This is a genomic window from Thiobacillus sp., from assembly GCF_024708915.1.
Genome location: NZ_JANJXQ010000176.1, coordinates 1 through 23,146, shown reverse-complemented (window position 1 = coordinate 23,146; position 23,146 = coordinate 1). Strand labels below are relative to the sequence as shown.

Sequence of the window (23,146 nt, the reverse complement as noted above, 5' to 3'; positions counted from 1 at the left end):
CAGTGCCTGAGCAATCGCGTTCCCATGCCGGTGGCGGTGGTGTCGAGCACCGACAGCAGGGTGGGCGCCGCTTCGCCGCGCAGCGTTTCGGTGAGCTCCAGGTTGCGCCGGGTGGCGGCGTCGAGCTGAACGTAATCGCTGTCGCGTTCGGCGCGAATCGTCTGGATATGCGGCAGCGCGGTGCGCTGGGTGGTCTGGATGTAGTCGAGCAGGGCGCCTGCGGCGGCGACGGCCAGCGGCAGGTCGGCCACGCCGAAGCCGGCGAGGTCGCGGCTGCCGAATTGCTGCGCCAGCCGGGTTTCCGCACCCGCCGCGTCGAACTGCCACGGCGCCAGCCGGCGTACCGCGCCTGGTTTAATCGATGCGCTTTCAGCGCAGGGGGCGTCGAGCGTGAAGTCGTCGGGCGCGAGAATTTCCGCCGGCCGCAATCGCGCCAGCAGGGCGGGCAGGGCCGCGGGGTTGATCTCGCTGACCTGGAAGCGCCCGGCGGCAAGGTTGAGCCAGGCGACGCCGAGCGTCGCTGTATCGGCCATGCCGGGGGCGAGCGCCAGAATCAGCGTGTCGCGCGTCTCGTCCAGCAGGCCCGAATCCGTCAGGGTGCCTGGCGTCACGATGCGCGATATCTGTCGTTCCACCGGCCCCTTGCTGGCGGCTGGATCGCCCACCTGTTCGGCGATCGCCACCGATTCGCCCAGCTTCAGCAGCCGCGCCAGGTACTGCTCGGCGCTGTGGTAGGGCACGCCGGCCATCTTGATCGGGCTGCCGGCCGAGGCGCCGCGTGTGGTGAGCGTGATGTTCAACAGTCGCGCGGCTTTTTCGGCGTCGTCGAAAAACAGCTCGTAAAAATCGCCCATGCGGTAGAACAGCAGCATGTCGGGATGCTGCGCCTTGATGCCCAGGTACTGCTGCATCATCGGCGTGTGCTTGTCGATTGCCTTGTCCAGCAAAATGTTGTCCAGTTAAAACAAACGGTTATGCCGAGTCTTCCATGCAAGAATCACAGGCTCAAGCCGGTGATTGCACCCAGATGCGAACAAAATGTAGTTAAGATGCAACTGGAAAAGCTTGTATGGGATACGTCGTAATGAATAGCCGGATGATACGCGACAAGAGGATTGCGGCGGCGCTGCCGTACGGCTCGCCACTTTGTTCCGACAAAACATCGAAGCCGTGCCTTGTGTGGGCCCGGGCCGACGACAAGCTCAAAACCTTGCTTTATTGACGCATCCCCTGATCTGCCGAGGGGAATCGGCGAGCGAATTTGATAATTTGGAATGTGCAGGATTCGAGCCTGAACCACGAAAAACAATCATGCAAATAGCCGTACCTTGAGCGATATCGCCTCCCATCTGACTGAACCCGCTCCTTGCCGCGCCTGCGGCGCGGTCCGCAGGGCGGCGGGGATGGCGCTCGCCGTTGCCATGGCGGCGTTTCTTGCCGGCGTCTGGTCGGCGCCGGATGTCGTCCGCGCGCGCCTGCCGGTATTGGCTGGAATGGGGCTCAATACTTCCTTCGCACTGCTGCTGGCGGGGTTGGCGCTGCTGCTGCCGCGCTTTCGGCCTTGGCTGGGATGGCTCATCGCAGCGATCGGCGCAGCGGTAATCGGGCAATATTTTTTTGCCTGGATGCCGCCCGACGGTTTCTGGCGCATTGCACTCAACGTCGACAGCCCCGGTTTGCCCTGGCCTGAGCGCATGCCTCCCCTCTGTGCATTTTCCCTGCTGTGCGTGGGCCTGGCGCTGGCCACCCTCGACCGGGCGCGCAAGCTGCCCGGGCAGATCCTGCTGCAGGCCGCGCCTGTGCTCATCCTGGCGGCCATCGTGGGCGGCGCGCTCAATCGCAGCCTCGACGGCCTGCTGTTCGTGGTCACCCTCGATCGCCATACCGCCATGAATTTGCCCGCCATGGCGGCTTTGTGCGTATGGGTCGCAGGTTATCTTGCGGCAATGGCCGAAACCCCCTGGTTTCGCCGCTTTTACGCCGCGCGCGAGGACCGGCAGGCCCTGGCAATTGGCCTGATTGGATTCGCCGCCGCGCTGCTGCTCGGCAGCGCGGCTTCCGTCGCGGTGCTCGGCAGGCAGATGCAGACGACGGTGGAGGAGGAGTTGTCCAACTCGGTGCGGACGCAGGCAGCCATCTTTCCACTGGTGCTGTCATCGGCATTGCACAGCCTGCATGCCCGGACGGGCGGGCTTGCGGCGCGCGCGGATCTGCCGGCCGCGCTGCGGGAGATGGCCGGTGCGGGCGGCTCGGCCTGGCTGAAAGGCAGCGACGGCAGCGCCAGGCTGCATGCAGGGCTGCCTGCGGCCGATCCGCGATTCCGCTTGCGCCTTGACAACCCGCGCCCCGCCTGGCTGGCCTGGAATCGCGGCTGGATGCTGGAAATTCATTTGCCCGCCGCACAGGGGCAGGGAACGATCGTGGTTCAGGAGCCGTTGCCCGAGCTTGAACGCCTGTTTACGGAGGCGCTGTCGGATACCGCGGGCGGGGTGGAAACGCGCCTGTGCGGACGCGCCGGCAATGAGCGCATGGTCTGCTTTCCTTCTGCATTCATGCCGCACCCGTTGCTGGCGCCGATGCGCTACAACGATGTGCCAGTCCCGATGTGGTACGCCCTCCAGGGGCAGCGCGGCGTCACGGTAGCGCCGGATTATCGGGGAGCCATGGTGGTTGCCGCTTACGCACCGGTGACGGAACTCGGTCTCGGCATGGTGCGCAAAGTGGACGTCGACAAGATGTACCAGCCAATTCGCACCGCCGCGTGGCGGGCGATTGCGATCATGGCGGGCATCGGCATGATCGCTGCGTTGCTGATCCATCTGCGGGTCCGCTTTGTCGTGCGGCACGCCGTCGAAACCGGACGGCAGTTGCGCGGCGTGCTGGAAGCGCTGCCGGTCGGCGTGTGGCTGGCGGATGCCTCCGGACATTTCATCCTGAACAATCCTGCCGGCAGCCGTATCTGGGCAGGCGAACGCTGGGTCGGCATCGACCGCTTGGGCGAGTACAAGGGCTGGCGGCACGACACCGGCAAGCGCATCGAAGCGCACGACTGGGCGCTTGCCCGCGCCATCGAGCGCGGCGAGACCTCGCTCGACGAAGTCATCGACATCGAATGCTTCGACGGCAGCCGTAAAATCATCAGCAATTCGGCCTTGCCGCTGCGCGATGAGAAGGGCGCCGTCGCCGGCGCCGTGGTGGTCTGTCTGGACATCACCGAGCGGATGCGGGCGGATGCGGAAATCCGGCGCCTGGAGCGCGAGTTTCACTCCCTGGCCGAGAATCTGCCGGACATCGTCTCGCGTTTCGACAGCGAATTGCGCCGCGTTTACGTCAATCCCGAGATCGAGAAATCCACCGGCATGTCGCGGCAAACCCTGCTGGGCAAGACGTATGCCGAACTCGGGGTGGCGGACGAGGAGGCGGAAATATGGACCAATGCGTTGCGCCGGGTTTTTCTCACCGGCGAGCCGGAAGTGTTCGAATTCGGATTCACGACCAAGGGCGGCGTCGTCAGGCACTACCACACCCGGGCCGTGCCGGAATGCGATGCATCGGGAAAGCTGGTATCGGTGCTGACCATCGCGCGCGACATTTCCACCCTTAAAGGCGCCGAAGCGGTATTGCGCGAAAGCGAGGAACGCCTTCATGGCATCACCTCCAACGTGCCGGGCATGGTGTTTCAGTGTTTCCGGCATACCGGCGGCGAAGAACTGCACTTCACTTACATCAGCAATGGAGCGAAACGGCTGCTGGGCCTGGATACGGCAGCGATCCTGCGGAACGGGCGCGCTTTCGTCGGCTTCATCGTCCCGGACGACCAGCGCGCCTTCCACGACAGCATGGCGCAGTCGCAGGAAAAACTATCGTTCTGGAATTGGGAAGGGCGTATCGTCACGGCGGACGGCGAGACGAGATGGATCAACCTGCGCGCCACTCCGCGCCGTCACAGAGAAAATCTATGCATGTGGGACGGCGTTGCGATCAATATTACCGACAGCAAAACCAGCGAAGCAAAACTCGTCGATTCGAAAAACATGCTGCGCGAGTTGTCCGCGCATCTTGAAAGCGTGCGCGAGGAAGAGCGCAAGCGCATTGCACGCGAAATTCACGACGAGCTGGGACAAACGCTGACGGCGCTGCGGATGGACGTTTCGCTGGCGCGTCTCGGCTTCGGCGAATCCAATCCGCAACTCATGGCGCGCCTGCAATCCATGAAGCAACTGGTGGACCGCACCATCGAGACCGCGCGGCATGTCACGTCGAGCCTGCGGCCGGGGGCGCTGGATCTCGGCATCGTCGCCGCACTGGAATGGCTGGTCGAGGAATTCATCGAGTATGCGGGCATCCCCTGCGAACTCGTGCTGGGCGATGGCGACATCAGCCTGGACGAGGCTACCGCAACCGCCGTATTCCGCATCGTTCAGGAGTCGCTGACCAATATCGCGCGCCATGCCGAAGCGAGCCAGGTCGAAATCATCGTGACCCGGACCGATGGCCATCTCTGCTTCGAAGTGAGCGACAATGGCAAGGGATTCGACCCGCATGCCGTGGCGAACCGCAAATCGTTTGGCCTGGTCGGCATTCGCGAGCGGGTGGCAATGATGGAAGGCGATTTCGAGATGGCCAGCGAGCCGCAACGCGGTACGCGTATTCGCGTGTGCGTTCCCGTGGCATGACTGCGGCGCTTGCCCCCAACCGCGCCCACCCCGTCCAACCGAGGCTTCCAGGATGATCAGACTCATCATTGTCGACGACCATGCCATTGTGCGTCACGGGCTCAAACAGATACTTGCGCTGGCGCCCGACATAAGTGTTGCCGGCGAGGCCGGTGGGGGAGACGAGCTTCAGGCCGTGCTCGCGCGAACCGCCTGCGATCTTGTCCTGCTCGACATGAACATGCCGGGCCTGGCGGGCGTCGAACTCATCGAATGGATGCACGCGGAGCATCCGGATCTGCCGATCCTGATATTGAGCATGCATGTCGAGGGGCCGATCGCCAGCCGCGCGCTCAAGGCCGGCGCCAGCGGTTATCTGACCAAGGACAGCGAGCCGGAAATCCTCGTCGGGGCCATTCGCAAGGTCGCCGGCGGAGGGAAGTTCATCGATGCCGCACTGGTCGAAAAACTTGTTTTCGATCGCGCGCCGGAAGGCTGCGTCCCGCATGAAGCATTGTCGGAACGCGAACGCCAGGTATTCCTCATGCTCGCTTCCGGCAGGACGATAAGCGAGATCGCAGGCGACTTGTTCCTGAGCATCAAGACGGTCAGCACGCACAAATTCCGCCTCATGCGGAAAATGAATCTCCAGACATCGACCGACCTGGTCCGCTATGCCATCCGCCATCGATTGATCGACGGCTGAGATTTTCTCTTGCGCGGCGCTTGATGCGCCGCCGCGTCGCCGGCCGCCCGCCCCGGCTTTGTCTGGCGGAACGCCGAACCAGTAATCATTGAAAAAGCACTCTATCGGGACGGTGCGAAAAGCACTGCCGGGTTCAAACATTGCCGGCCGTCCCGGTAGGACTATTCCTACTCCGCTGTGAATAAGCGCTGACTCAAAAGCAGATTATGCCGACTTAATTTGCCGGCGATCGCTTTCGATAATAAGTCTCGGACTGGATGGCTGGCTTGTATCCGCTTGCTCGGATTGCCCGGCACAATGTGGGATTGATGGGAATGAAATTACTGCTGCTTGAGCCATCGATTCTGCTGCGGGAACGCCTGGCGGCCATGCTGGCCAGCCTTGGGTGCGTCGAGATCGTGGAAAGCACTGCGGTTGAAGATGCCGGCCAGGTCATGCGTCTCATGCAACCGGAAATCGTGGTCATGGATGCCAGGCTGCCGGATGAAAGCGGCTGCGAGGCACTTGCCCGGGCGCGGCGCGCATGCCCTTCGGCATGCCTGATCGTGGTGAGTTCCTACTCGTCGGAGCCATACAGAAAACGCTGGCTGCAAGCGGGGGCGGATCACTTTTTCGATCTGTCTGCCCAGATCGATCTGTTGCTGAATGTAGTGCGGCGCCATGACATGAATATCGACAAGCGGAAGGTGGTATGGAATTCAATGCGAGTGAAAGTCTGACGACGGATGCCGCGATCGGCATTGGCAGCGTGGAGTTCGTGCTGCTCGGGATATTGATTTTCGCCTGCGGCGCGGCGTGCGGGTGGATTGCCCATCGGTTCAGGGAATCCAGGCGCAAGCGGATGCGCGAAACGTCCATGCGGGGCGCGGCGGGCAATTGCAGCCCCCATCTCGACACGGTATGCGCCAGCGTATTGCCTATCTGGTCGCTGCAGGTGGAGACGGGGCGCGCGCAGACCGAGGATGCGGTTACCGCGCTCGTCGTCCGCTTTTCCGGCCTGGTGGAAAAACTGGAGACGGCGGTGTCCGCCTCGCAATCGACGGCGGCCGGCAACGGCGTGGAACAGGGGCAGGATGGCCTGCTGGATCTGCTTGAGACAAGCCAGCGGGATCTGGGCTCGATCATCGATTCGCTGCGCGAGTCCACCGTTTCCAAGCAAAGCCTGCTACGGGAGGTGGATCGGCTGGCCTTGTTTACCGGCGAGTTGAAGCAGATGGCGGCCGAGGTCGGCAGCATCGCCATGCAGACCAACCTGCTCGCGCTCAACGCCGCCATCGAAGCGGCGCGTGCCGGCGAGGCCGGGCGGGGGTTCGCCGTGGTCGCCGACGAGGTGCGCAAGCTTTCCACGCTGTCCGCTGAAACGGGCAAGCGAATCAGCCAGGGAGCGGAACAGGTCAATGCCGCGATCGCTTCCGCCGTGACCGCGTCCGAGCAGTCGGCGACGCGGGATACCGAGTCGGTGACGCATTCCGAAGCGGTTATCGGGCAGGTGATCGAGCGTTTTCACGGCGTGGCGAGCCGCTTGACGGAGTCTTCGAGCATCCTGAACGAAGCCAGCATGGGCATTCGGGACGAAATTTCCGATGTGCTGGTCTCGCTGCAGTTTCAGGATCGCGTGAGCCAGATTCTTTCGCATATCCGCGACGACATCCGCAAGTTCGAAGCGCACGTCAACGAATGCCTGGACACCGGGCAATGTGCGCCCATCGATGCGGAGGCATGGCTGGACGAATTGTCGAAAACCTACACCACGACCGAGCAGCGGGAGCTGCACGGCGGCGCCGACGCCCGCCAGTCGAACAGTTCGGAAATCACCTTCTTCTAGGGAGAAAGCTATGGCAAAAACCATCATGGTCGTCGACGATTCGGCTTCGCTGCGCCAGGTCGTGAGCATCGCGCTCAAGGGCGCCGGATTCGACGTCATCGAAGCGTGCGACGGCAAGGACGGCCTGTCCAAGATCAACGGGCAGAAGATTCATCTCATCATCAGCGACGTCAACATGCCGAACATGGACGGCATCACCTTCGTGCAGGAGGTCAAGAAGCTGGCGAATTACAAATTCACGCCCATCATCATGCTCACCACCGAATCGCAGGAGGCGAAAAAACAGGCAGGCCAGGCGGCAGGCGCCAAGGCCTGGGTGGTCAAACCCTTCCAGCCGGCGCAGATGCTGGCTGCCGTGTCGAAGCTGATCATGCCCTGAAGCCGGCGACAGGGAGCACACCATGCACATCGACGCGCAGCAGGAAAACGGCATTTGCAGGCTGCAAATGGAAGGCGAACTCACCATTTATCGCGGCCTGGAAATCCGGGACGGATTGATGGAACACCTGGCCGCCAACGCCGGGATCGAGCTCGATCTCGGCGGCGTCACCGAGATGGATACCGCCGGCGTTCAACTGCTGCTGGCGGCAAAGCGCGAAGGCATCCGCCTGGGCAAGACCGTGCGTTTCGTCTCCCATAGCCAGGCCGTTCTGGAAGTGATCGATCTCTACAACATGGCGGCCCAGTTCGGCGATCCCGTGCTGATTTCAGCTCGACAGCAACAGCCGTCGTAGACCAAGGAGACGAGAGTGAGCATGGATCAGGCATTGCAGACCTATATCGAGGAAAGCCGCGGGCTGCTCGAAGAAATGGAGGGCATCCTGCTGCGGCTCGAAAGCGAGCCGCAGGAGGAGGAAACGGTCAACGCCATGTTTCGCGCCGCGCACACCATCAAGGGCTCCGCGGGTTTGTTCGGGCTCGACGCGATCGTGGCGTTTACCCATGTCGTCGAAAATGCGCTCGACGAGGTGCGCGAAGGCGCGCTGTCCATCAATGGCGAACTGGTCGAGCTGCTGCTCACATGCTGCGACCATATCGGCCTGCTGATCGCCGTGGTGGCGGAAGCCGGGGAAGCACTCGATGCGGAACAGGCGGCTGCGGGCGCAGCCATTGCCGCGGCGCTGAGATCCTTGCTGGGCGGCACGGCTGCGGCGGACGCCGCCGTGCCGGCGGTTTGCGAGGCCCGGCTTGCCGCGAGCGGCGGCGGACTGCTCGAAGGGGACTCTTGGCACCTGTCGATCGTCTTCGGGCGCGAGGTGCTGAAAAACGGCATGGACCCGATCTCCTTCATCCGCTACCTCTCGACCATCGGCGACATCGTTTCGCTCAGGATAGACGACAGCGAACTGCCGGAACTGAACGCGATTGATCCGGAGTCCTGCTATCTGAGCTTCTCGATCGAATTCAGGAGCGAGGCGGACAAGAAAACCATCGAGGATGTCTTCGAGTTCGTGCGCGAGGACTGCAAGTTGCGCATTTTCCCGCCGCCGAGCCATCTTGCCGCTTTCGTCGACCGGCTCGAACACGCCAGCGGCAATACCGACATGCTCGGCCAGCTGCTGATCGAGGCCGGCATTCTCACCGGACATGAGCTGGAGGATGCACTGGCGTCCCAGGAAAGTATGGCGGCGGCCGGCGGTGGCGCCAAGCCGCCCATCGGCGAAGTCCTGGTCAACGAAGGCGTGGTGCAGAAAGAGGTGGTGGAGGTGGCGCTGGAGAAGCAGCGCCAGATTCGCGACCATAAAGCCCAGGAAGCCAGGTTCATTCGCGTCAGCGCGGAAAAGCTCGACGAATTGATCAATCTCGTCGGCGAGCTCGTCATTGCCGGCGCCGGCGCTTCGCTGCTGGCCCGGCGCTCCGGCGACGCGGCGCTGCACGAGGCGAACTCCGCCGTGTCGAACCTGGTCGAGGAAATCCGCGACGGCGCGCTCAAGCTGCGCATGGTGGAAATCGGCGAGACTTTCAACCGTTTCCAGCGCGTGGTGCGCGACGTGAGCAAGGAACTCGGCAAGGACATCGGCCTGGAGATCGGCGGCGCGGAAACCGAACTGGACAAAACGGTGGTCGAGAAAATCGGCGACCCGCTCATGCACCTCGTGCGCAACGCCATGGATCACGGCATCGAGCCGGCCGCGGCGCGCGTCGCGGCTGGCAAGCCGGCGAAGGGCAGCCTGCGGCTGAACGCCTACCACGACTCCGGCAGCATCGTGATCGAAGTGGCGGACGACGGCGGCGGCCTCAAGAAGGAACGGATCCTCAGGAAGGCGATCGAGCGCGGCATCGTCGGCCCCGGCCAGAGCCTGTCGGACAACGAGATTTACAACCTCGTTTTCGAGGCGGGATTTTCCACCGCGGAGCAGGTCACCAACCTCTCCGGCCGCGGCGTCGGCATGGACGTGGTCAAGCGCAACATCCAGGCGCTGCGTGGCAGCGTCGACATCGAAAGCGCGGAGGGGCGCGGCACCCTGGTGCGCATCCGGCTGCCGCTCACCCTGGCGATCATCGACGGTTTCCTGGTCGGCGTCGGCAAGTCGGCTTTCGTGGTGCCGCTCGACATGGTGCTGGAATGCGTCGAGCTGTCGGAAGCGGACAGAAAGGCCGCCGATACCCGCAACTACGTCAATCTGCGCGGCGAGGTGCTGCCCTTCGTCCGCCTGCGCGATCAATTCGAAGTCAAGGCGGCCGCGGGCAAGCGCGAAAACATCGTGGTCGTGCAATACGGCGGACAGAAAGCCGGGTTCGTGGTGGACGAACTGATGGGCGAATTTCAGACCGTCATCAAGCCGCTCGGCAATGTGTTCAGGAATTTGCGGGGTATTTCCGGTTCCACGATTCTGGGAACGGGCGAGGTGGCGCTGATTCTGGATGTGCCGACGCTGGTGCAGCTCGCTGTGGCGCGGGACGAGCAGATGGCTATGCATGGCGCCTGATCGGGCAGATTCTCAGGTTTTCTACTTTTTTTCAGAGATATACAGGGAGGCACGGCAATGTTCAGGAACATGAAGATCGGGATGCGGTTGGGAGTGGGCTTTGGCCTGGTTGTGGTGCTGATGGTGGCGATCGCCATCATCGGAATCACCCGCATGGCCGTCCTCAACGAGTCGCTGGAAAACGTCAACCATGACAAATGGCCGAAAGTCCTGTTGCTGCAGGACGGACTCGCCGGCGTCAACGCGATCGGCCTCGGCGCGCGCGACATTCTGATGGCGACGGATCAGCCGGGTGTGCAGGGTGCGAAGGCGCGCATTCTCGAAGGGCGCAGCAACATCGGCAAGGCCTGGGAGACGCTCAAGCCGACGCTGACCCAACCCAGAGGAATCGAGATGTTCCAGCTGATCCTCGAATCGCGCGAGCGGTTCATCGCGGCGCAAAACCAGATCATCAAGCTGGCCGAGGAAGGCAAGGCGGAAGACGGCCGGGCATTCATGGAGTCCGAGTTCCGCCCGGCGGCGAACGAGTACCGCAAGCGCGTCAACGACCTCGTCCAGTTCCAGGGCGAGCTCATGAACGAACTGGGGAAAACGGCGAGCGCGCAATACAGCCAGGCGCGGACCTTGATGCTCGGCATGGGCGCGGCGGCCTTCCTGCTCGCGGTAGTGATCGCCTTCTGGGTCACCCGTTCCATCACCCGCCCGCTCGGCGAAGCCGTGGGCGTGGCCAACCGTCTCTCCGAAGGTGATTTCAGCGTGACGATCGATGTGCAGTCCAGGGACGAGACCGGCATGCTGCTCACCGCGATGAAGAACATGGTGGAAAAGCTTTCGCAGATCATCACCGAGGTGCGCGGCGCGGCCGACAATCTTTCCAGCGCGTCCGAAGAAGTGTCCGCAACGGCGCAATCCCTGAGCCAGGCTTCCAGCGAACAGGCGGCCAGCGTGGAAGAGACCAGCGCCAGCATCGAGCAGATGAGCGCGTCGATCGGCCAGAACACCGAGAACGCCAAAGTCACCGACGGCATGGCGTCGAAGGCGGCGAAGGAGGCCACCGAGGGCGGCGAGGCGGTGAAGCAGACGGTGACCGCGATGAAGAGCATCGCCGGCAAGATCGGCATCATCGACGACATTGCCTACCAGACCAACCTCTTGGCGCTGAACGCCGCCATCGAGGCGGCCCGCGCCGGCGAGCACGGCAAGGGTTTCGCGGTGGTGGCGGCGGAAGTGCGCAAGCTGGCGGAGCGCAGCCAGGTGGCGGCGCAGGAGATCGGCGAACTGGCGGGCGGTTCGGTGGACATGGCGGAGCGGGCCGGCAAGCTGCTGGACGAGATGGTGCCGTCCATTAACAAGACCTCGGACCTGGTGCAGGAAATCACCGCCGCCTCCGAAGAGCAGTCCTCCGGCGTCGGGCAGATCAACACCGCCATGACCCAGCTCAACCAGATCACTCAGCAGAACGCTTCCAGCTCGGAAGAGCTGGCTGCCACCGCCGAGGAAATGAGCAGCCAGGCCGAGCAGCTGCAGCAGGCCATGGGCTTCTTCCGGCTCGAGAGCGGCGCCGGCGGGACGGCGTCGAGCGCCAGGAAATCGGCCGCCCAGAAGCCCATCCAGGTGGCGCACGCCAAGAGCGCCGGCAGCAAGTCGGCGTCGAAAGCCATCGCAGGCGTCGGCGACGAACTTGAATTCGTCAAGTTCTGAGGGGGCGACATGAGTGCGCTAGTCAAAGTGGAAGAACGGACGGGACTGGCTGCGCCGCAGGATCAGCAGCAGTACCTGACCTTCATGCTGGGGGGGGAGACGTTCGCCATCGGCATCCTTGCCATCAAGGAGATCATCGAGTACGGCAACCTCACCGAGGTGCCGATGATGCCGGACTACATCCGCGGGGTGATCAACCTGCGCGGCAGCGTGGTGCCGGTGGTCGACCTTTCCACGCGCTTCGGCCGCAAGCGCACGGAACTCAGCCGCCGCACCTGTATCGTCATCATCGAAGTGGCGTCCGATCAGGAGACGCAGGTGGTGGGCGTGGTGGTGGATGCGGTGAACGAGGTGCTGGAAATACCGCAGGACCAGATCGAACCGCCGCCGGCCTTCGGCGCGAAGATCCGCACCGACTTCATTCGCGGCATGGGCAAGGTGGACAGCAAGTTCGTGATCATCCTGAACGTGGGCAATGTGCTGTCGATCGACGATCTGGCATTGCTGGAGCAGGCGAATCAGGGCATGGAATCCGCGAACGAGGCTGCGGCGGGATGACCGGGATCGAACAAGGCATGGGCGGCGGTTTCATGCCGTACGGACCGGGCCGATAGGGAGCGGGGCATGCAGGCGTCCACGCTGTCCGATCAGGAGTTCGGCGAATTCCAGCGGCTGATCTACCGGCTGGCGGGGATTCATCTTTCCCCGGCCAAAAAGGCGCTGGTATGCGGACGCCTGGCGAAGCGGCTGAAGCATTATTCGTTCGACTCCTACCGCGATTATCTGCGCCTGCTGACCAGCGGCAAGGAACCGGCGGAATTGCAGACCGCGCTGGACCTGCTCACCACCAACGAAACCTATTTCTTCCGCGAGCCCAAGCACTTCGAGTTCCTGCAGCAGCGCATCCTCGCCGAGCGGCGCCCCGGCTCGCCGTTCCGCGTGTGGAGCGCAGCCTGCTCGAGCGGCGAGGAGCCGTTCACCCTGGCGATGGTGCTGGCCGATCGGCTGGGCGAGGCGCCATGGGAAATCGTCGCGTCCGACATCAGCACGCGGGTGCTGGAGCGTGCGCGCGGCGGGCTGTATGCGATGGAGCGCGCGCGTCATATTCCTCAACGCTATCTCCAGGAATATTGCCTCAAGGGCGTGGGTTCGCAGGATGGCCGTTTTCTCGTCGACAAGCGCCTGCGTGCGCGGGTGAATTTCCAGCAGATCAACCTCAACGAAACCCTGCCGCGCCTGGGCGAGTTCGACGTGGTTTTCCTGCGCAACGTGATGATCTATTTCAATACCGACACCAAGGCGCGCGTGGTCGAGCGCATCGCCGCCACGCTGAAGCCGGGCGGCTACCTGATCATCGGCCATTCGGAAAGCCTCAACGGCGTGACCGACGTGCTGAGTGCCGTGCGGCCTTCGGTGTACAGAAAATAGGCCGGCGATATCGTCCATGCGCAAGCCGCCTCACGTCATCGAAATCTTCCTCAACCCGGGTGAGTTCTACTTCGGGGATCGGGATATCCGCATCCGCACGATCCTGGGTTCCTGCGTGTCCATCACGCTGTGGCATCCGAAATTGCTGATCGGCGGCATGTGCCACTACATGCTGCCGACCCGGCAGGCGCGGGAAGCGAGGCTGGCGGACGGCAAGTACGCGGACGAGGCCCTCGGGCTCCTGTTCGAGGAGATTCGCAGGAGCGGCACGGCGCTCGAGGATTACGAGGTCAAATTGTTTGGCGGCGGCAATATGTTTCAGCGGCAGGTCAATGCCGGGCAAAGCCACATCGGGATCAAGAATGCCGAGGCCGGGCGGAATCTGCTGAAGCACCATGGGCTGCGCCTGGCATCGGAAGATCTGGGCGGTACCGGCCATCGCACGGTGCTGTTCGACATCTGGTCGGGAAACGTATGGGTGCGCCAGTTTGCCCCGCAGGGCGTGGATCGTTGCAATGACTGCTGAATCAGGAAGCTTATGTCGACACGGATAAAAGTCCTGGTGGTGGACGATTCCGCCGTGGTGCGGCAGGTGCTGTCCGAAGTGCTCAACGGCGATGCCGGCATCGAGGTGATCGCCGTTGCGCCCGACCCCATCTTCGCCCAGGAGAAGATGAAAAAGCAGTGGCCGGACGTGCTCGTACTGGACGTGGAAATGCCGCGTATGGATGGCATCACCTTTCTCAGGCAGATCATGGCGGAACGGCCGACGCCGGTGGTGATCTGCTCATCGATTTCGCAGAAGGGATCGGAAACCGCGATGCAGGCCCTGGCGGCGGGTGCGGTCGGGGTGGTGCCCAAACCGGGCATTGGCAACCGGCGCACGGCGCTGCAGGACGCCGCTGCGGATCTGATTCGCGCCGTGAAAACGGCGGCGCACGCCAATGTCCGCAATCTGAAGGTCGGCAGCGCTGCGCCGCCCGCTGCCGCGATGCCCAGGCTCGGCGCCGACGTGATTCTGCCCGCCGCGAGCCAGGCCATGGCGCAGACGACCGAGCGCATCGTCGCCATCGGCACCTCGACCGGCGGCACCCAGGCGCTGGAAGCGGTGCTGACGGCGTTGCCGCGGGTGTCGCCCGGGATCGTCATCGTGCAGCACATGCCCGAGAAGTTCACTGCCTCCTTCGCAGCCCGGCTCGACACCCTGTGCCGGATCGAAGTGCGCGAGGCGCAGAACGGCGACCGCGTCATGCCCGGGCGTGCGCTGATCGCCCCCGGCGGCAGACACATGCTGTTGAAGCGCAACGGCTCCCAGTATCACGTCGAAGTGGTGGATGGCCCGGTGGTCAACCGCCACCGGCCATCGGTAGACGTGCTGTTCCGTTCGGTGGCCAAGTTTGCGGGGCGCAATGCCCTGGGCGTCATCATGACCGGGATGGGCGATGACGGCGCGCGCGGCCTCAAGGAAATGCACGATGCGGGCGCGGCCACCGTGGCGCAGGACGAAGCCAGCTGCGTCGTCTATGGCATGCCCAAGGAAGCGGTGAAACTGGGCGGAGTGGACCGCAGCGCATCGCTGCAGGCGATCCCGGCAGAGATCATGAAATATGCGTGACCACGCAGCGAGGTCGAAAAACAGTGTCTGATCGCCAGGCCGCGCCGGCGAAGGCGCGTCGATTATTCCTTTCCGGCGGAATGGGTATTTCCCTGTTCGCGGTCGCCTGCCTGGCGATCCTGTTGGCCATCCTGTATGCCCTGATGCCGCAGGCGACGCTGCCTGTCGAGAACGATTCCGCCTTCCGCAATGCGGCAGCAATTCTCGCCGTGGCGGTGGCGGCCATGATCTTCGGCGCGGGATGGCAGGCGGCGAAAGCGCGCGCGCAGAAAAGCGGGCAACGCTTCCGCATGGTTTTCGACGCGGCGCCGGATGCCGTATTCCTGCTCGATGCGGGAGGACGCATCGCGATGGCGAATTCGACCACGGAAACGATGCTGGGCTATCGCCGCGAGGAGACGATCGGCGAGCTGCTGGAAAAACTTTTTCCGGACCAGCCGCATCCCTTGTTCGCACGGCAGCGCGACGGCGGCGTCGTCGATCCTGCACCGAAGTCGCCGGTCGGTCGATGGGACCTATTTGTCCGGCACAAAAACGGCGAGGACATTCCAGTCTCGCTCAGTCTGTCGCGGATCGAACTGGACGGTCAATGCGAAACCCTTGCCGTGCTGCGCGACAGCACCACGACCCGGGAAATGGAAAATCTGCTGCGCCGTCATTCGCAGGAATTCCGGGCGCTGGTCGACAACGCGCCGGATGCGATCGTGCGTTTCGACCGCGAGCTGCGCTACCTGTATGCCAATCCGGCGAACGAGCTGGCCATCGGGGTGGAAAATGGCGAATGCCTGGGCAAGACCTGGGATGAACTGGGACTGCCCGCGGAGGCGGCGGCAGCCTGGCAGCACGGCGCGCGCGAGGTGTTCGAACGCGGCGAGGCGACGACCGTCGAGTGCGGGATTGAAATGCCGGGGCTGGGTTTGCGCCATTTCCATGTGCGCATGGTGCCCGAGCGGGACATGGAAAACCGGGTCGTTTCGGTGCTGATGATTGCGCGCGACATTTCGGAGCGCAAGCAGCAGGAGGACCTGCTGCTTCATCGCGCCCGCCACGATGCGCTGACGGAACTGCCCAACCGCGTGTTGATCCTGGAGCGTCTGCGGCAGGCGATTGCCCGCGCGCAGCGAGGCCAGCGGCTGCTCGCGGTGGCGTACCTGGATCTGGACAATTTCAAGAACATCAACGACATCCTGGGCCATGACGCGGGAGACGCGCTGCTGCGCCAGGTCGCGTTGCGGATCGGCGGGGTGTTGCGGCAGCGCGATACCGTGGGCCGCCAGAGCGGCGACGAGTTCATTCTGCTGTTGCCGGATATCGCGCGCATCGAGGATGCTGCGGTCGTGGCCGAAAAGGTTCTGCATACCCTGTCGCATCCGTTCGTGCTGAATGGCCGCGAGGTGTATGTGACGGGCAGCCTTGGCCTGTCGATCTGCCCGTTGGACGGCGAGGATGCCGGCTCCCTGCTGCGCAATGCCGATGTCGCCATGTACCGCGCCAAGGAAGAAGGGCGCAATGCCTTCCGTTTCTACGCGCCGGAAATGGATGCACAGATGCGCGTCCGGCTCGAGATCGAACACGACCTGCGCCTGGCCATCAAGCGCGGCGAGCTGATGCTGCACTATCAGCCGCGCGTCAGCCTGACGACAGGCGAGGTGCTGGGCTTCGAGGCGCTGGTGCGCTGGAATCACCCGCGCGAAGGATTGATCGGCCCGGATCGGTTCATCGGCGTGGCAGAGGATACCGGCCTCATCATGCCGCTGGGCGATTGGGTTCTGCAGGCGGCCTGCGGGCAAGCGCGGCAATGGCAGGACAGAGGCGCGCCCGGGATGCGCATGTCGGTGAACCTTTCCGCGCGGCAATTCCGCGATCCGGGCCTGGTGGAGCGCGTGGAGCGGGTGCTCGCGGAAACCGGGCTGGATCCGGCTTTCCTGGAACTGGAGATCACCGAGAGCACGGTGATGCACGACAGCGAGGCGGCCATCGGCACGCTGCGTGCGCTCAAGAAGCTCGGCGTGACGCTGTCGGTGGACGATTTCGGCACCGGCTATTCCTCGCTGTCCTATCTCAAACTGTTTCCAATCGATGTGCTCAAGGTCGATCGTTCCTTCGTGCGCGACGTTACGACGGATCCGGACGATGCCGCCATCGTGCGCGCCATCGTCACCCTGGCGCACAGCCTGGGTCTGGCGGTGGTGGCCGAAGGGGTGGAGGAGGCTGCGCAGGCCGCTTTTCTGCGTTATGCGAAGTGCGACGAACTGCAGGGGTATTACTTCAGCCGTCCGCTGCCCGGGGAAGCCGCCGAACGCCTGCTGCGCGGCGAGCGCCGGCTGGATATACGCACGCTTGAACGCGAAGGATTGGCGCGAGCCGTGACCGCCGAGCATGGATCGGGCGATGTGTGGGAGGGCGCATGAAACGCGTGTTCAAAAGCCTGCGTTCCCGCTTGGTCGCATTGATCCTGCTCGCCATGCTGCCCATGCTGGCCATAGCCTGGGTCATCGGCATGCAGATGTATCGACACGCTGTCGACGATGTTTACCGCGAGACGAAAACATTGGTGCAGGGCATTTCGCTGGAGCAGGAAAAGCATATCAATGCGGCCCGCGAACTGCTGTCCGCCCTGTCAGCCAACCCGTCGATCGTCGAGCGCAGGCCGGGATTCTGTTCGATTTTCAAGGATGTGCTTGCAAAGCACGCAATTTTTGCCAATGCCGGCATGACCGATGTCGAGGGGGCCGCCATCTGCAGCGGGTCTGCCGAGATTCAGCAGGCCAGTTTCAGCGACCGGCTGTGGTTTCGCCAGATACGCCAGGGGCATGGCGAGATCGTGGTGGGCGACTACCATCTTGGCGTCATGGTGAAAGCGCCCGTGGTGATCGTCGCCAAGCCCATTCTGGACAGGCGCGGCGAGCATCTGGCCTATCTGTTCGTGTCGGTGGACCTTTCCTGGTTCGATCGGCGCAACCTCGGCAGCGTGTTGCCCGAGGGCGCCGAGGTGGTTTTTTACGACCATAACGGCGTCATCCTTCACAGCGATCCGGAGCCGGAAATCTGGCGCGGCCGGCCTGTGGGCGCGGCGATGCGGCTGGTCGGCGTGCCGGACCCAACGACGGGCGTTGTCGAGGGGGTCGGGGGGGACGGCATTCCGCGCCTGTTTTCCTTTGCCAAACTGGAAAGCAGTTCGGCCAGGGAGAATGCTTTTGTCGCCGTCGGCATCCCCACCGACACCGCGTTGGCGCAGGTGCGCCGCACCGGGGGATGGGCGGTGCTGGTCGTGCTGGGCGTGTTCGGCGGAATGCTGCTGCTCGCCTGGGTGGGCACCGAGCGCCTGGTCATCGCCCCGGTGCGCCGCCTGATCCGCCAGGCGAATGCGCATGCAGCGGGCGATCTGGCGCAGCGCAGCGGGGTGGCCGCGGGCAGCGAATTGGGCGAACTCGCGCACGCGCTGGACGAGATGGCGGCGAAGCTGGCGCAGCGCGATCGCGTATTGGCGCAGCACCTGCAGGCGTTCAACGCGCACGCCATCGTCAGCGCTGCGGATAAGGCAGGAAACATCGTTTACGCCAACGACAAGTTTTGCGAGATCAGCCAGTACAGCCGGGAAGAGGTCGTCGGCCAGAATCACCGCCTGGTCAACTCCGGCTTTCATCCGCCCTGGTTCTTCACCGCGTTGTGGGAAACCCTTTCCCGGGGTCAGGTCTGGCACGGCAACATCCGCAATCGGCGCAAGGACGGGAGCCATTACTGGGTGGCCTCGACCATCGTGCCTTTTTTCGACGATAACGGCCAGCTGGAACGCTATTTCTCGATTCGCACCGATATCACGCACGCGCTGGCGGTCGATGCGGAGCTTCTGAAGAGCGAGGCGCGCTTCCGGCTGCTGGCCGAGAACGCCACGGACATGATTTCGCTGCACGACCCGGATGGCCGCTATGCCTATGTCAGCCCGTCCTGCGAGCGCGTGCTGGGCTATGCGCCGGCCGATCTGGTCGGGCACGACGGCTACGAACTGGTGCATCCGGACGATGTCGAACGGGTGCGAAAAGAGTTGCACCGGCCGGCGCTGCTCGGCGAGCCGGGAGCGTGCGAGTATGCCCGGATGCGGCAGCGGAATGGCGCATACATCTGGGTGGATGCCGCCGCCGCGCCGACCCGGGACGAAACCGGGAACATTGCGAGCATTCAGGTTTCCATACGCGACGTGACGGCCCGCAAGCAGATGGAGGATGCGTTGCGCCTGCGCGGCCGGGCGATTGCCGCGAGCGGAAGCGGCATCGTGATCGTCCGGCGCGGCGATTTCGCGGTCGAGTACGCCAACGCAGCCTATGCGGACATCGTCGAACTTCCCCTGGCGGATATTCCGGGGCAGCGCTGGCCCATACTGGTGGCGTCCCCGGGGAGCGTCACGGCATGGCAGCTTTTCCTCGACGCAGTGATCGCGGGCGACGAGATGCATGCGGTGGTGGAAGCCATCTCGCACCGGGGCCGCAATCTGTGGTGCGATATTTTCATCTCGCCGGTGCGCGGCGAGGGCGGTGCGATTACGCACTACGTGGCGGCGATCAACGACGTGACCGATCAGGTGCTCATGGAACGGGCGCTGGTGCGCGCCAGGGATACGGCCGAACAGGCCAGCCGTGCCAAATCGAAATTCCTTTCGCACGTCGGCCATGAGCTGCGGACGCCGCTCAACGCCATCGTCGGTTTCGCCCAGCTGCTGGAATCCGACCCGCACACGCCGCTGAACGAGGAACAACGGGACTGCGTCGAGCGCATTCTGGAGGCGGGCTGGCTGTTGCGCGAACTGATCGACGATGTGCTGGATCTGTCCCGCATCGAAGCCGGCCGGCTGGAACTGAAGCCGGAGGACGTCGATGTGCCCGATCTGCTGCGCGAGTGCCAGGAGGCGGTCGCCGCGCAGGCATCCGAGAAAGGCGTGGAGATCGTCAATCCGGGCGGCGAATGCGCCCGGCGGCGGGTGCGCATCGATGCGCGGCGCTTCAAGCAGGTCATGCTCAATTTGCTGAGCAATGCGGTGAAGTACAACCGGGAAGGCGGCCGCGTGACGGTGTCCTGCCACGTGCCGGGCAACGGCGTCATGCGCATTGCGGTCAGCGATACCGGAATCGGCATTCCTCCAGAGAAACAGGACGAGCTGTTCCAGTATTTCAGCCGGCTGGGTGCGGAAAACTCCAGTATTCCAGGCATCGGCGTGGGCCTGGCGCTGTGCCGGCATCTGGTGGATTTGATGGGGGGCAGCATCAGCGTGGAGAGTGTTCCGGGAGAAGGTAGCTGCTTCACGGTCGAGCTTCCGGGAGCGTGCTGCCTGCCGGATCCGGCTTTGGATGGGACGCTGGATGACGCGGCGCAGCATGCATAACGCAGGTTCGATTACCCAATTGACTGATTTTTGAAAGGAGTGGAAGCATGGACATAGATACCCAGAAGGAAGGCAGCAGGGCGCGTCTGGTGCTGAATGGACGTTTCGATTTCAACAGCCATGTCGTGTTTAACGAGACGACCGATTCCCTGCTGCGGGAGGCGTGCATCAACGAACTGGAGCTGGATTTCGACCAGGTGAAATATATCGACAGTTCCGCCATGGGCATGCTGCTGTTGCTCAAGGAGCGGGCAAAAGGTGCGTCGAAATCCATCACGCTGCTCAATTGCAAGGGTGCGGTGGCGCAGGTTTTCGAGCTATCGAATTTTCGCCGCCTGTTCACCATCAGGTAAATGGAAGGTCGCATGAACAAATCCGGCATGACGGTCATGGTGGTGGACGACATCGCCAACAATGTTGCAATCGCCGGTCAGGTGGTCAAAAGAATGGGGCACCGCCTTGTCGAGGCGCGTTCGGGAGAGGAAGCGCTGGAGAAGTTCCTTGCCGAGTCGCCGGACATGATCCTGATGGACGTGATGATGCCCGGGATCGGCGGCCTGGAAGCGACGCGGCGCATCCGCCAGGCGGCGGGCTCGCGCTGGCTGCCGATCTTGATGGTCACCGCGCTCACGCGCGAGGACGAAGTTCTTGAAGGGCTGCAGGCGGGGGCGGACGACTATTTGACCAAGCCGCTGTCTTTTCCGGTGTTTCAGGCCAAGATCCAGGTGTTCCAGCGGATCGCCGAACTGCAGCAGGCGCTTTCCCGGCACTCAGCGGAGCTGGCCGATTATTACCGGCAGGCGGAAGACGAGCGGCGCCTCGGGGCGCGGCTGATGGAGTACATGGTCAACCGCGAAGGACTCAGCGACCCCGCCTTGCGCTACCGCGTGACCCCGGCATGGCATTTCAGCGGCGATCTGATCGCCGCCGCGCGCACGCCCGGAAAATGCCACCATATCCTGCTCAGCGACGGCATGGGCCATGGCCTGCCCGCAGCGATGGCCTCGCTGCCGCAGTTCGATACCTTTTACGCCATGACCGAGCTTGGCTACGGCATCGGACGCATCGCCGAGGTCATGAACAGCCGCATGCACACCATGATGCCTGCGGGACGCTATGCCGCCCTGACGCTCGTTTCGATCAATCCCGTGATGGGGACGATCGAGGTCTGGAACGGCGGAAACCCCTATCCCCGCCTGGTCGATGCCGACGGGGAAATCGTCAAGCACTGGAAATCCCGGCATGTGCCGCTCGGCCTGTTGCCGCCGGAAGAATTCTCGGCGGAACTCGAGGTGTATTCCTACGAAGGGGAATGCCAGTTGTTCCTGTGGACGGATGGCCTGACCGAGGCTGAAAATGCCGCAGGCGAGCAGTTCGGCGCCGAGCGTGCCTGCGCCACGCTGGAATCGGCTGCGCCGGCGCATCGTTTCGAGGCGCTGGTGGCGGCGCTGGACGAGCATCGGGCGGGGGCGCTGGTGGACGACATCAGCGTGCTGATGGTGGCGGTTCCCGCTCCGGGCACGCTGGAGCAGCCGGCTGCGCATGCGGATGCTGCGGAATACGGCAGCGATGGCCTGTGCATGTCGTTTCATTTCGAGGCGCAGGACCTGAAAAACCTGGATGTGGTGCCGACCCTGTCCGGCGTGATCGAGCGGATCGCGGCGACGAAAGAACATGCCGGCCAGATTTTCCTGATTCTGTCCGAACTGGTGTCGAATGCGCTGGATCATGGACTGCTGCGGATGGATTCCTCGCTTAAAACGAGCGGCGACGGATTCGCCGCCTACGCGGCCCAGCGCCAGAACGCCTTGAAGGAACTGCAGGAGGGGTTCATCGACATCGGGATCGAGATCCTGCGGCGCGATAACCGCAAGATGGTGAAAATTTCCGTGCGCGACAGCGGCCCCGGGTTCAACTGGACGGCCCGCTCGCGGATGGCGGAGAGCGGATTGTATGGGCGCGGCATCGAACTGGTGCGGCGCTTGAGCCATGAAATGCACTACGCCGGTGCCGGCAACGAGGTGGTCGTGTATTACGAACTGAATCCTTCCAACCGCGCTATCGGCGATAAGCGGAACCATTCGCTTGTGCAGTAATGGGGCCGGCCCGCCCTTGCAATCGAGGGCGGGTCCGGCTTGCCGCGCTACGGCTGCTCGCCGCTTCGAAAGCGGTCAGAGCTTCAGTTCGGGCGGCAGGTGGGGGGCGAGGATCTGCAGCATCTGCGCGAAGACTTTCGGGCTGGCGGCGACGATGTTGCCGGATTCGAGAAAGCCCTCGTCGCCCATGAAATTGCCGACCAGTGCGCCGGCTTCCTGCGCGATCAGGCTGCCGGCGGCGATGTCCCAAGGGCTCAGGCGCATCTCCCAGAAGCCGTCGTAGCGGCCGCAGCCGACATAGGCGAGATCGAGCGCGGCGGAGCCGGGGCGGCGCAAGCCGGAGGTGGCGTGCATCATGTCGCGGAACATGTTGAGGTAGGCCTCGGCGAAGCTGAAATCGCGGAAGGGGAAGCCGGTGCCGATCAGGCATTCGGAAAGCTTGCTGCGTTTGCTGGCGCGGATGCGGCGCTCGTTGAGATAGGCGCCGCGGCCGCGGCTGGCGGTGAAGAGCTCGTTGCGGGCCGGATCGTACACCACGGCCTGGGTGATCTGGCCCTTGTGCCTGAGCGCGATGGAGACCGAATATTGCTGCAGGCCATGGAGGAAGTTGGTGGTGCCGTCGAGCGGGTCGATGATCCACTGGTAATCCTCGCCGTTTCTGGCATCGGCCGCGCCGGACTCCTCTGCTAAAATCCCGTGATTCGGATAGGCGTCGAGCAGGGTTTCGATGATGGCGCGTTCCGCCATCTGGTCGACTTCGCTGACATAATCGCGATCCTGCTTGCTGCGCACGGTGAGTTGATCGAGGTCGAG

General features: G+C 63.5%; 17 protein-coding genes and 1 pseudogene. 16 read left to right on the top strand and 2 right to left on the bottom strand.

All coding sequences use genetic code 11. From position 1 onward, the window contains the following. Nucleotides 1–914, bottom strand: a pseudogene (locus Q0L94_RS12405) (DNA mismatch repair protein MutS); the annotation flags it as partial. 489 nt (nt 915–1,403) lie between these two features. Here Q0L94_RS12405 and Q0L94_RS12400 point away from each other — a divergent pair. The 16 genes from Q0L94_RS12400 to Q0L94_RS12325 all read left to right on the top strand — a co-directional run bounded on the left by Q0L94_RS12400 (nt 1,404) and on the right by Q0L94_RS12325 (nt 22,333). Beyond that, nucleotides 1,404–4,676, top strand: coding sequence for a PAS domain S-box protein (locus Q0L94_RS12400; protein ID WP_296753674.1), 3,273 nt, complete (start codon nt 1,404–1,406; stop codon nt 4,674–4,676). A 52-nt stretch (nt 4,677–4,728) separates the two neighbouring features. Continuing rightward, on the top strand, nt 4,729–5,361 hold the full coding sequence (locus Q0L94_RS12395) for a response regulator transcription factor (RefSeq protein WP_296753673.1): 633 nt from the start codon (nt 4,729–4,731) through the stop codon (nt 5,359–5,361). Nucleotides 5,362–5,675: 314 nt separating this feature from the next. Beyond that, entirely contained in the window at nt 5,676–6,080 is a 405-nt protein-coding gene (locus tag Q0L94_RS12390; protein ID WP_296753671.1) for a response regulator, read from the top strand. Beyond that, nucleotides 6,053–7,186: a methyl-accepting chemotaxis protein gene (locus tag Q0L94_RS12385; protein ID WP_296753670.1), complete on the top strand. Its 1,134-nt coding sequence runs from the start codon at nt 6,053–6,055 to the stop codon at nt 7,184–7,186. The genes Q0L94_RS12390 and Q0L94_RS12385 overlap by 28 nt, the downstream gene beginning before the upstream one ends. Nucleotides 7,187–7,196: 10 nt before the next feature. Then, on the top strand, nt 7,197–7,565 hold the full coding sequence (locus Q0L94_RS12380) for a response regulator (RefSeq protein WP_296639430.1): 369 nt from the start codon (nt 7,197–7,199) through the stop codon (nt 7,563–7,565). Nucleotides 7,566–7,587: 22 nt separating this feature from the next. Continuing rightward, nucleotides 7,588–7,920 carry an STAS domain-containing protein gene (locus Q0L94_RS12375; protein WP_296753667.1) on the top strand — a complete coding sequence of 111 codons (333 nt, stop codon included), beginning with the start codon at nt 7,588–7,590 and terminating at the stop codon, nt 7,918–7,920. A gap of 21 nt (nt 7,921–7,941) precedes the next feature. Next, entirely contained in the window at nt 7,942–10,116 is a 2,175-nt protein-coding gene (locus Q0L94_RS12370) for a chemotaxis protein CheA (protein WP_296753676.1), read from the top strand. 57 nt (nt 10,117–10,173) lie between these two features. Then, nucleotides 10,174–11,817 (top strand): methyl-accepting chemotaxis protein, encoded by a 1,644-nt coding sequence (locus tag Q0L94_RS12365; RefSeq protein WP_296753665.1) that lies wholly within the window; start codon nt 10,174–10,176, stop codon nt 11,815–11,817. Nucleotides 11,818–11,826: 9 nt separating this feature from the next. Further along, on the top strand, nt 11,827–12,375 hold the full coding sequence (locus tag Q0L94_RS12360; RefSeq protein WP_296753663.1) for a chemotaxis protein CheW: 549 nt from the start codon (nt 11,827–11,829) through the stop codon (nt 12,373–12,375). Between the two features lie 66 nt (nt 12,376–12,441). Next, nucleotides 12,442–13,245: a protein-glutamate O-methyltransferase CheR gene (locus tag Q0L94_RS12355; RefSeq protein WP_296753661.1), complete on the top strand. Its 804-nt coding sequence runs from the start codon at nt 12,442–12,444 to the stop codon at nt 13,243–13,245. A gap of 16 nt (nt 13,246–13,261) precedes the next feature. After that, nucleotides 13,262–13,771, top strand: coding sequence for a chemotaxis protein CheD (locus tag Q0L94_RS12350; protein WP_296753659.1), 510 nt, complete (start codon nt 13,262–13,264; stop codon nt 13,769–13,771). Nucleotides 13,772–13,783: 12 nt separating this feature from the next. Further along, nucleotides 13,784–14,860 (top strand): chemotaxis response regulator protein-glutamate methylesterase, encoded by a 1,077-nt coding sequence (locus Q0L94_RS12345; protein WP_296753658.1) that lies wholly within the window; start codon nt 13,784–13,786, stop codon nt 14,858–14,860. A gap of 23 nt (nt 14,861–14,883) precedes the next feature. Then, nucleotides 14,884–17,271, top strand: coding sequence for a bifunctional diguanylate cyclase/phosphodiesterase (locus Q0L94_RS12340; protein WP_296753656.1), 2,388 nt, complete (start codon nt 14,884–14,886; stop codon nt 17,269–17,271). Further along, on the top strand, nt 17,268–20,237 hold the full coding sequence (locus Q0L94_RS12335; protein ID WP_296753655.1) for a PAS domain S-box protein: 2,970 nt from the start codon (nt 17,268–17,270) through the stop codon (nt 20,235–20,237). Before Q0L94_RS12340 ends, Q0L94_RS12335 begins: the two co-directional genes overlap by 4 nt. Nucleotides 20,238–20,284: 47 nt before the next feature. Further along, nucleotides 20,285–20,590, top strand: coding sequence for an STAS domain-containing protein (locus Q0L94_RS12330; protein WP_296753654.1), 306 nt, complete (start codon nt 20,285–20,287; stop codon nt 20,588–20,590). A gap of 12 nt (nt 20,591–20,602) precedes the next feature. After that, nucleotides 20,603–22,333, top strand: a complete 1,731-nt coding sequence (locus tag Q0L94_RS12325) for a fused response regulator/phosphatase (RefSeq protein WP_296753653.1) — start codon at nt 20,603–20,605, stop codon at nt 22,331–22,333. Between the two features lie 75 nt (nt 22,334–22,408). On the opposite strand, the gene Q0L94_RS12320 is transcribed toward Q0L94_RS12325, so the two are convergent. Next, nucleotides 22,409–23,146: inositol monophosphatase family protein (locus Q0L94_RS12320; protein WP_296753652.1), on the bottom strand; the 738-nt coding region annotated here is incomplete at its 5' end.

Excerpts from the sequence above, each read along its gene's own strand:
- Q0L94_RS12365 (WP_296753665.1), top strand. The coding sequence starts at position 10,174 with ATGTTCAGGAACATGAAGATCGGGATGCGGTTGGGAGTGGGCTTTGGC.
- Q0L94_RS12330 (WP_296753654.1), top strand. The coding sequence starts at position 20,285 with ATGGACATAGATACCCAGAAGGAAGGCAGCAGGGCGCGTCTGGTGCTG.
- Q0L94_RS12335 (WP_296753655.1), top strand. The coding sequence starts at position 17,268 with ATGAAACGCGTGTTCAAAAGCCTGCGTTCCCGCTTGGTCGCATTGATC.
- Q0L94_RS12355 (WP_296753661.1), top strand. The coding sequence starts at position 12,442 with ATGCAGGCGTCCACGCTGTCCGATCAGGAGTTCGGCGAATTCCAGCGG.
- Q0L94_RS12400 (WP_296753674.1), top strand. The coding sequence starts at position 1,404 with ATGGCGCTCGCCGTTGCCATGGCGGCGTTTCTTGCCGGCGTCTGGTCG.
- Q0L94_RS12380 (WP_296639430.1), top strand. The coding sequence starts at position 7,197 with ATGGCAAAAACCATCATGGTCGTCGACGATTCGGCTTCGCTGCGCCAG.
- Q0L94_RS12345 (WP_296753658.1), top strand. The coding sequence starts at position 13,784 with ATGTCGACACGGATAAAAGTCCTGGTGGTGGACGATTCCGCCGTGGTG.
- Q0L94_RS12325 (WP_296753653.1), top strand. The coding sequence starts at position 20,603 with ATGAACAAATCCGGCATGACGGTCATGGTGGTGGACGACATCGCCAAC.
- Q0L94_RS12350 (WP_296753659.1), top strand. The coding sequence starts at position 13,262 with ATGCGCAAGCCGCCTCACGTCATCGAAATCTTCCTCAACCCGGGTGAG.
- Q0L94_RS12395 (WP_296753673.1), top strand. The coding sequence starts at position 4,729 with ATGATCAGACTCATCATTGTCGACGACCATGCCATTGTGCGTCACGGG.
- Q0L94_RS12370 (WP_296753676.1), top strand. The coding sequence starts at position 7,942 with ATGGATCAGGCATTGCAGACCTATATCGAGGAAAGCCGCGGGCTGCTC.
- Q0L94_RS12385 (WP_296753670.1), top strand. The coding sequence starts at position 6,053 with ATGGAATTCAATGCGAGTGAAAGTCTGACGACGGATGCCGCGATCGGC.
- Q0L94_RS12390 (WP_296753671.1), top strand. The coding sequence starts at position 5,676 with ATGAAATTACTGCTGCTTGAGCCATCGATTCTGCTGCGGGAACGCCTG.
- Q0L94_RS12375 (WP_296753667.1), top strand. The coding sequence starts at position 7,588 with ATGCACATCGACGCGCAGCAGGAAAACGGCATTTGCAGGCTGCAAATG.
- Q0L94_RS12360 (WP_296753663.1), top strand. The coding sequence starts at position 11,827 with ATGAGTGCGCTAGTCAAAGTGGAAGAACGGACGGGACTGGCTGCGCCG.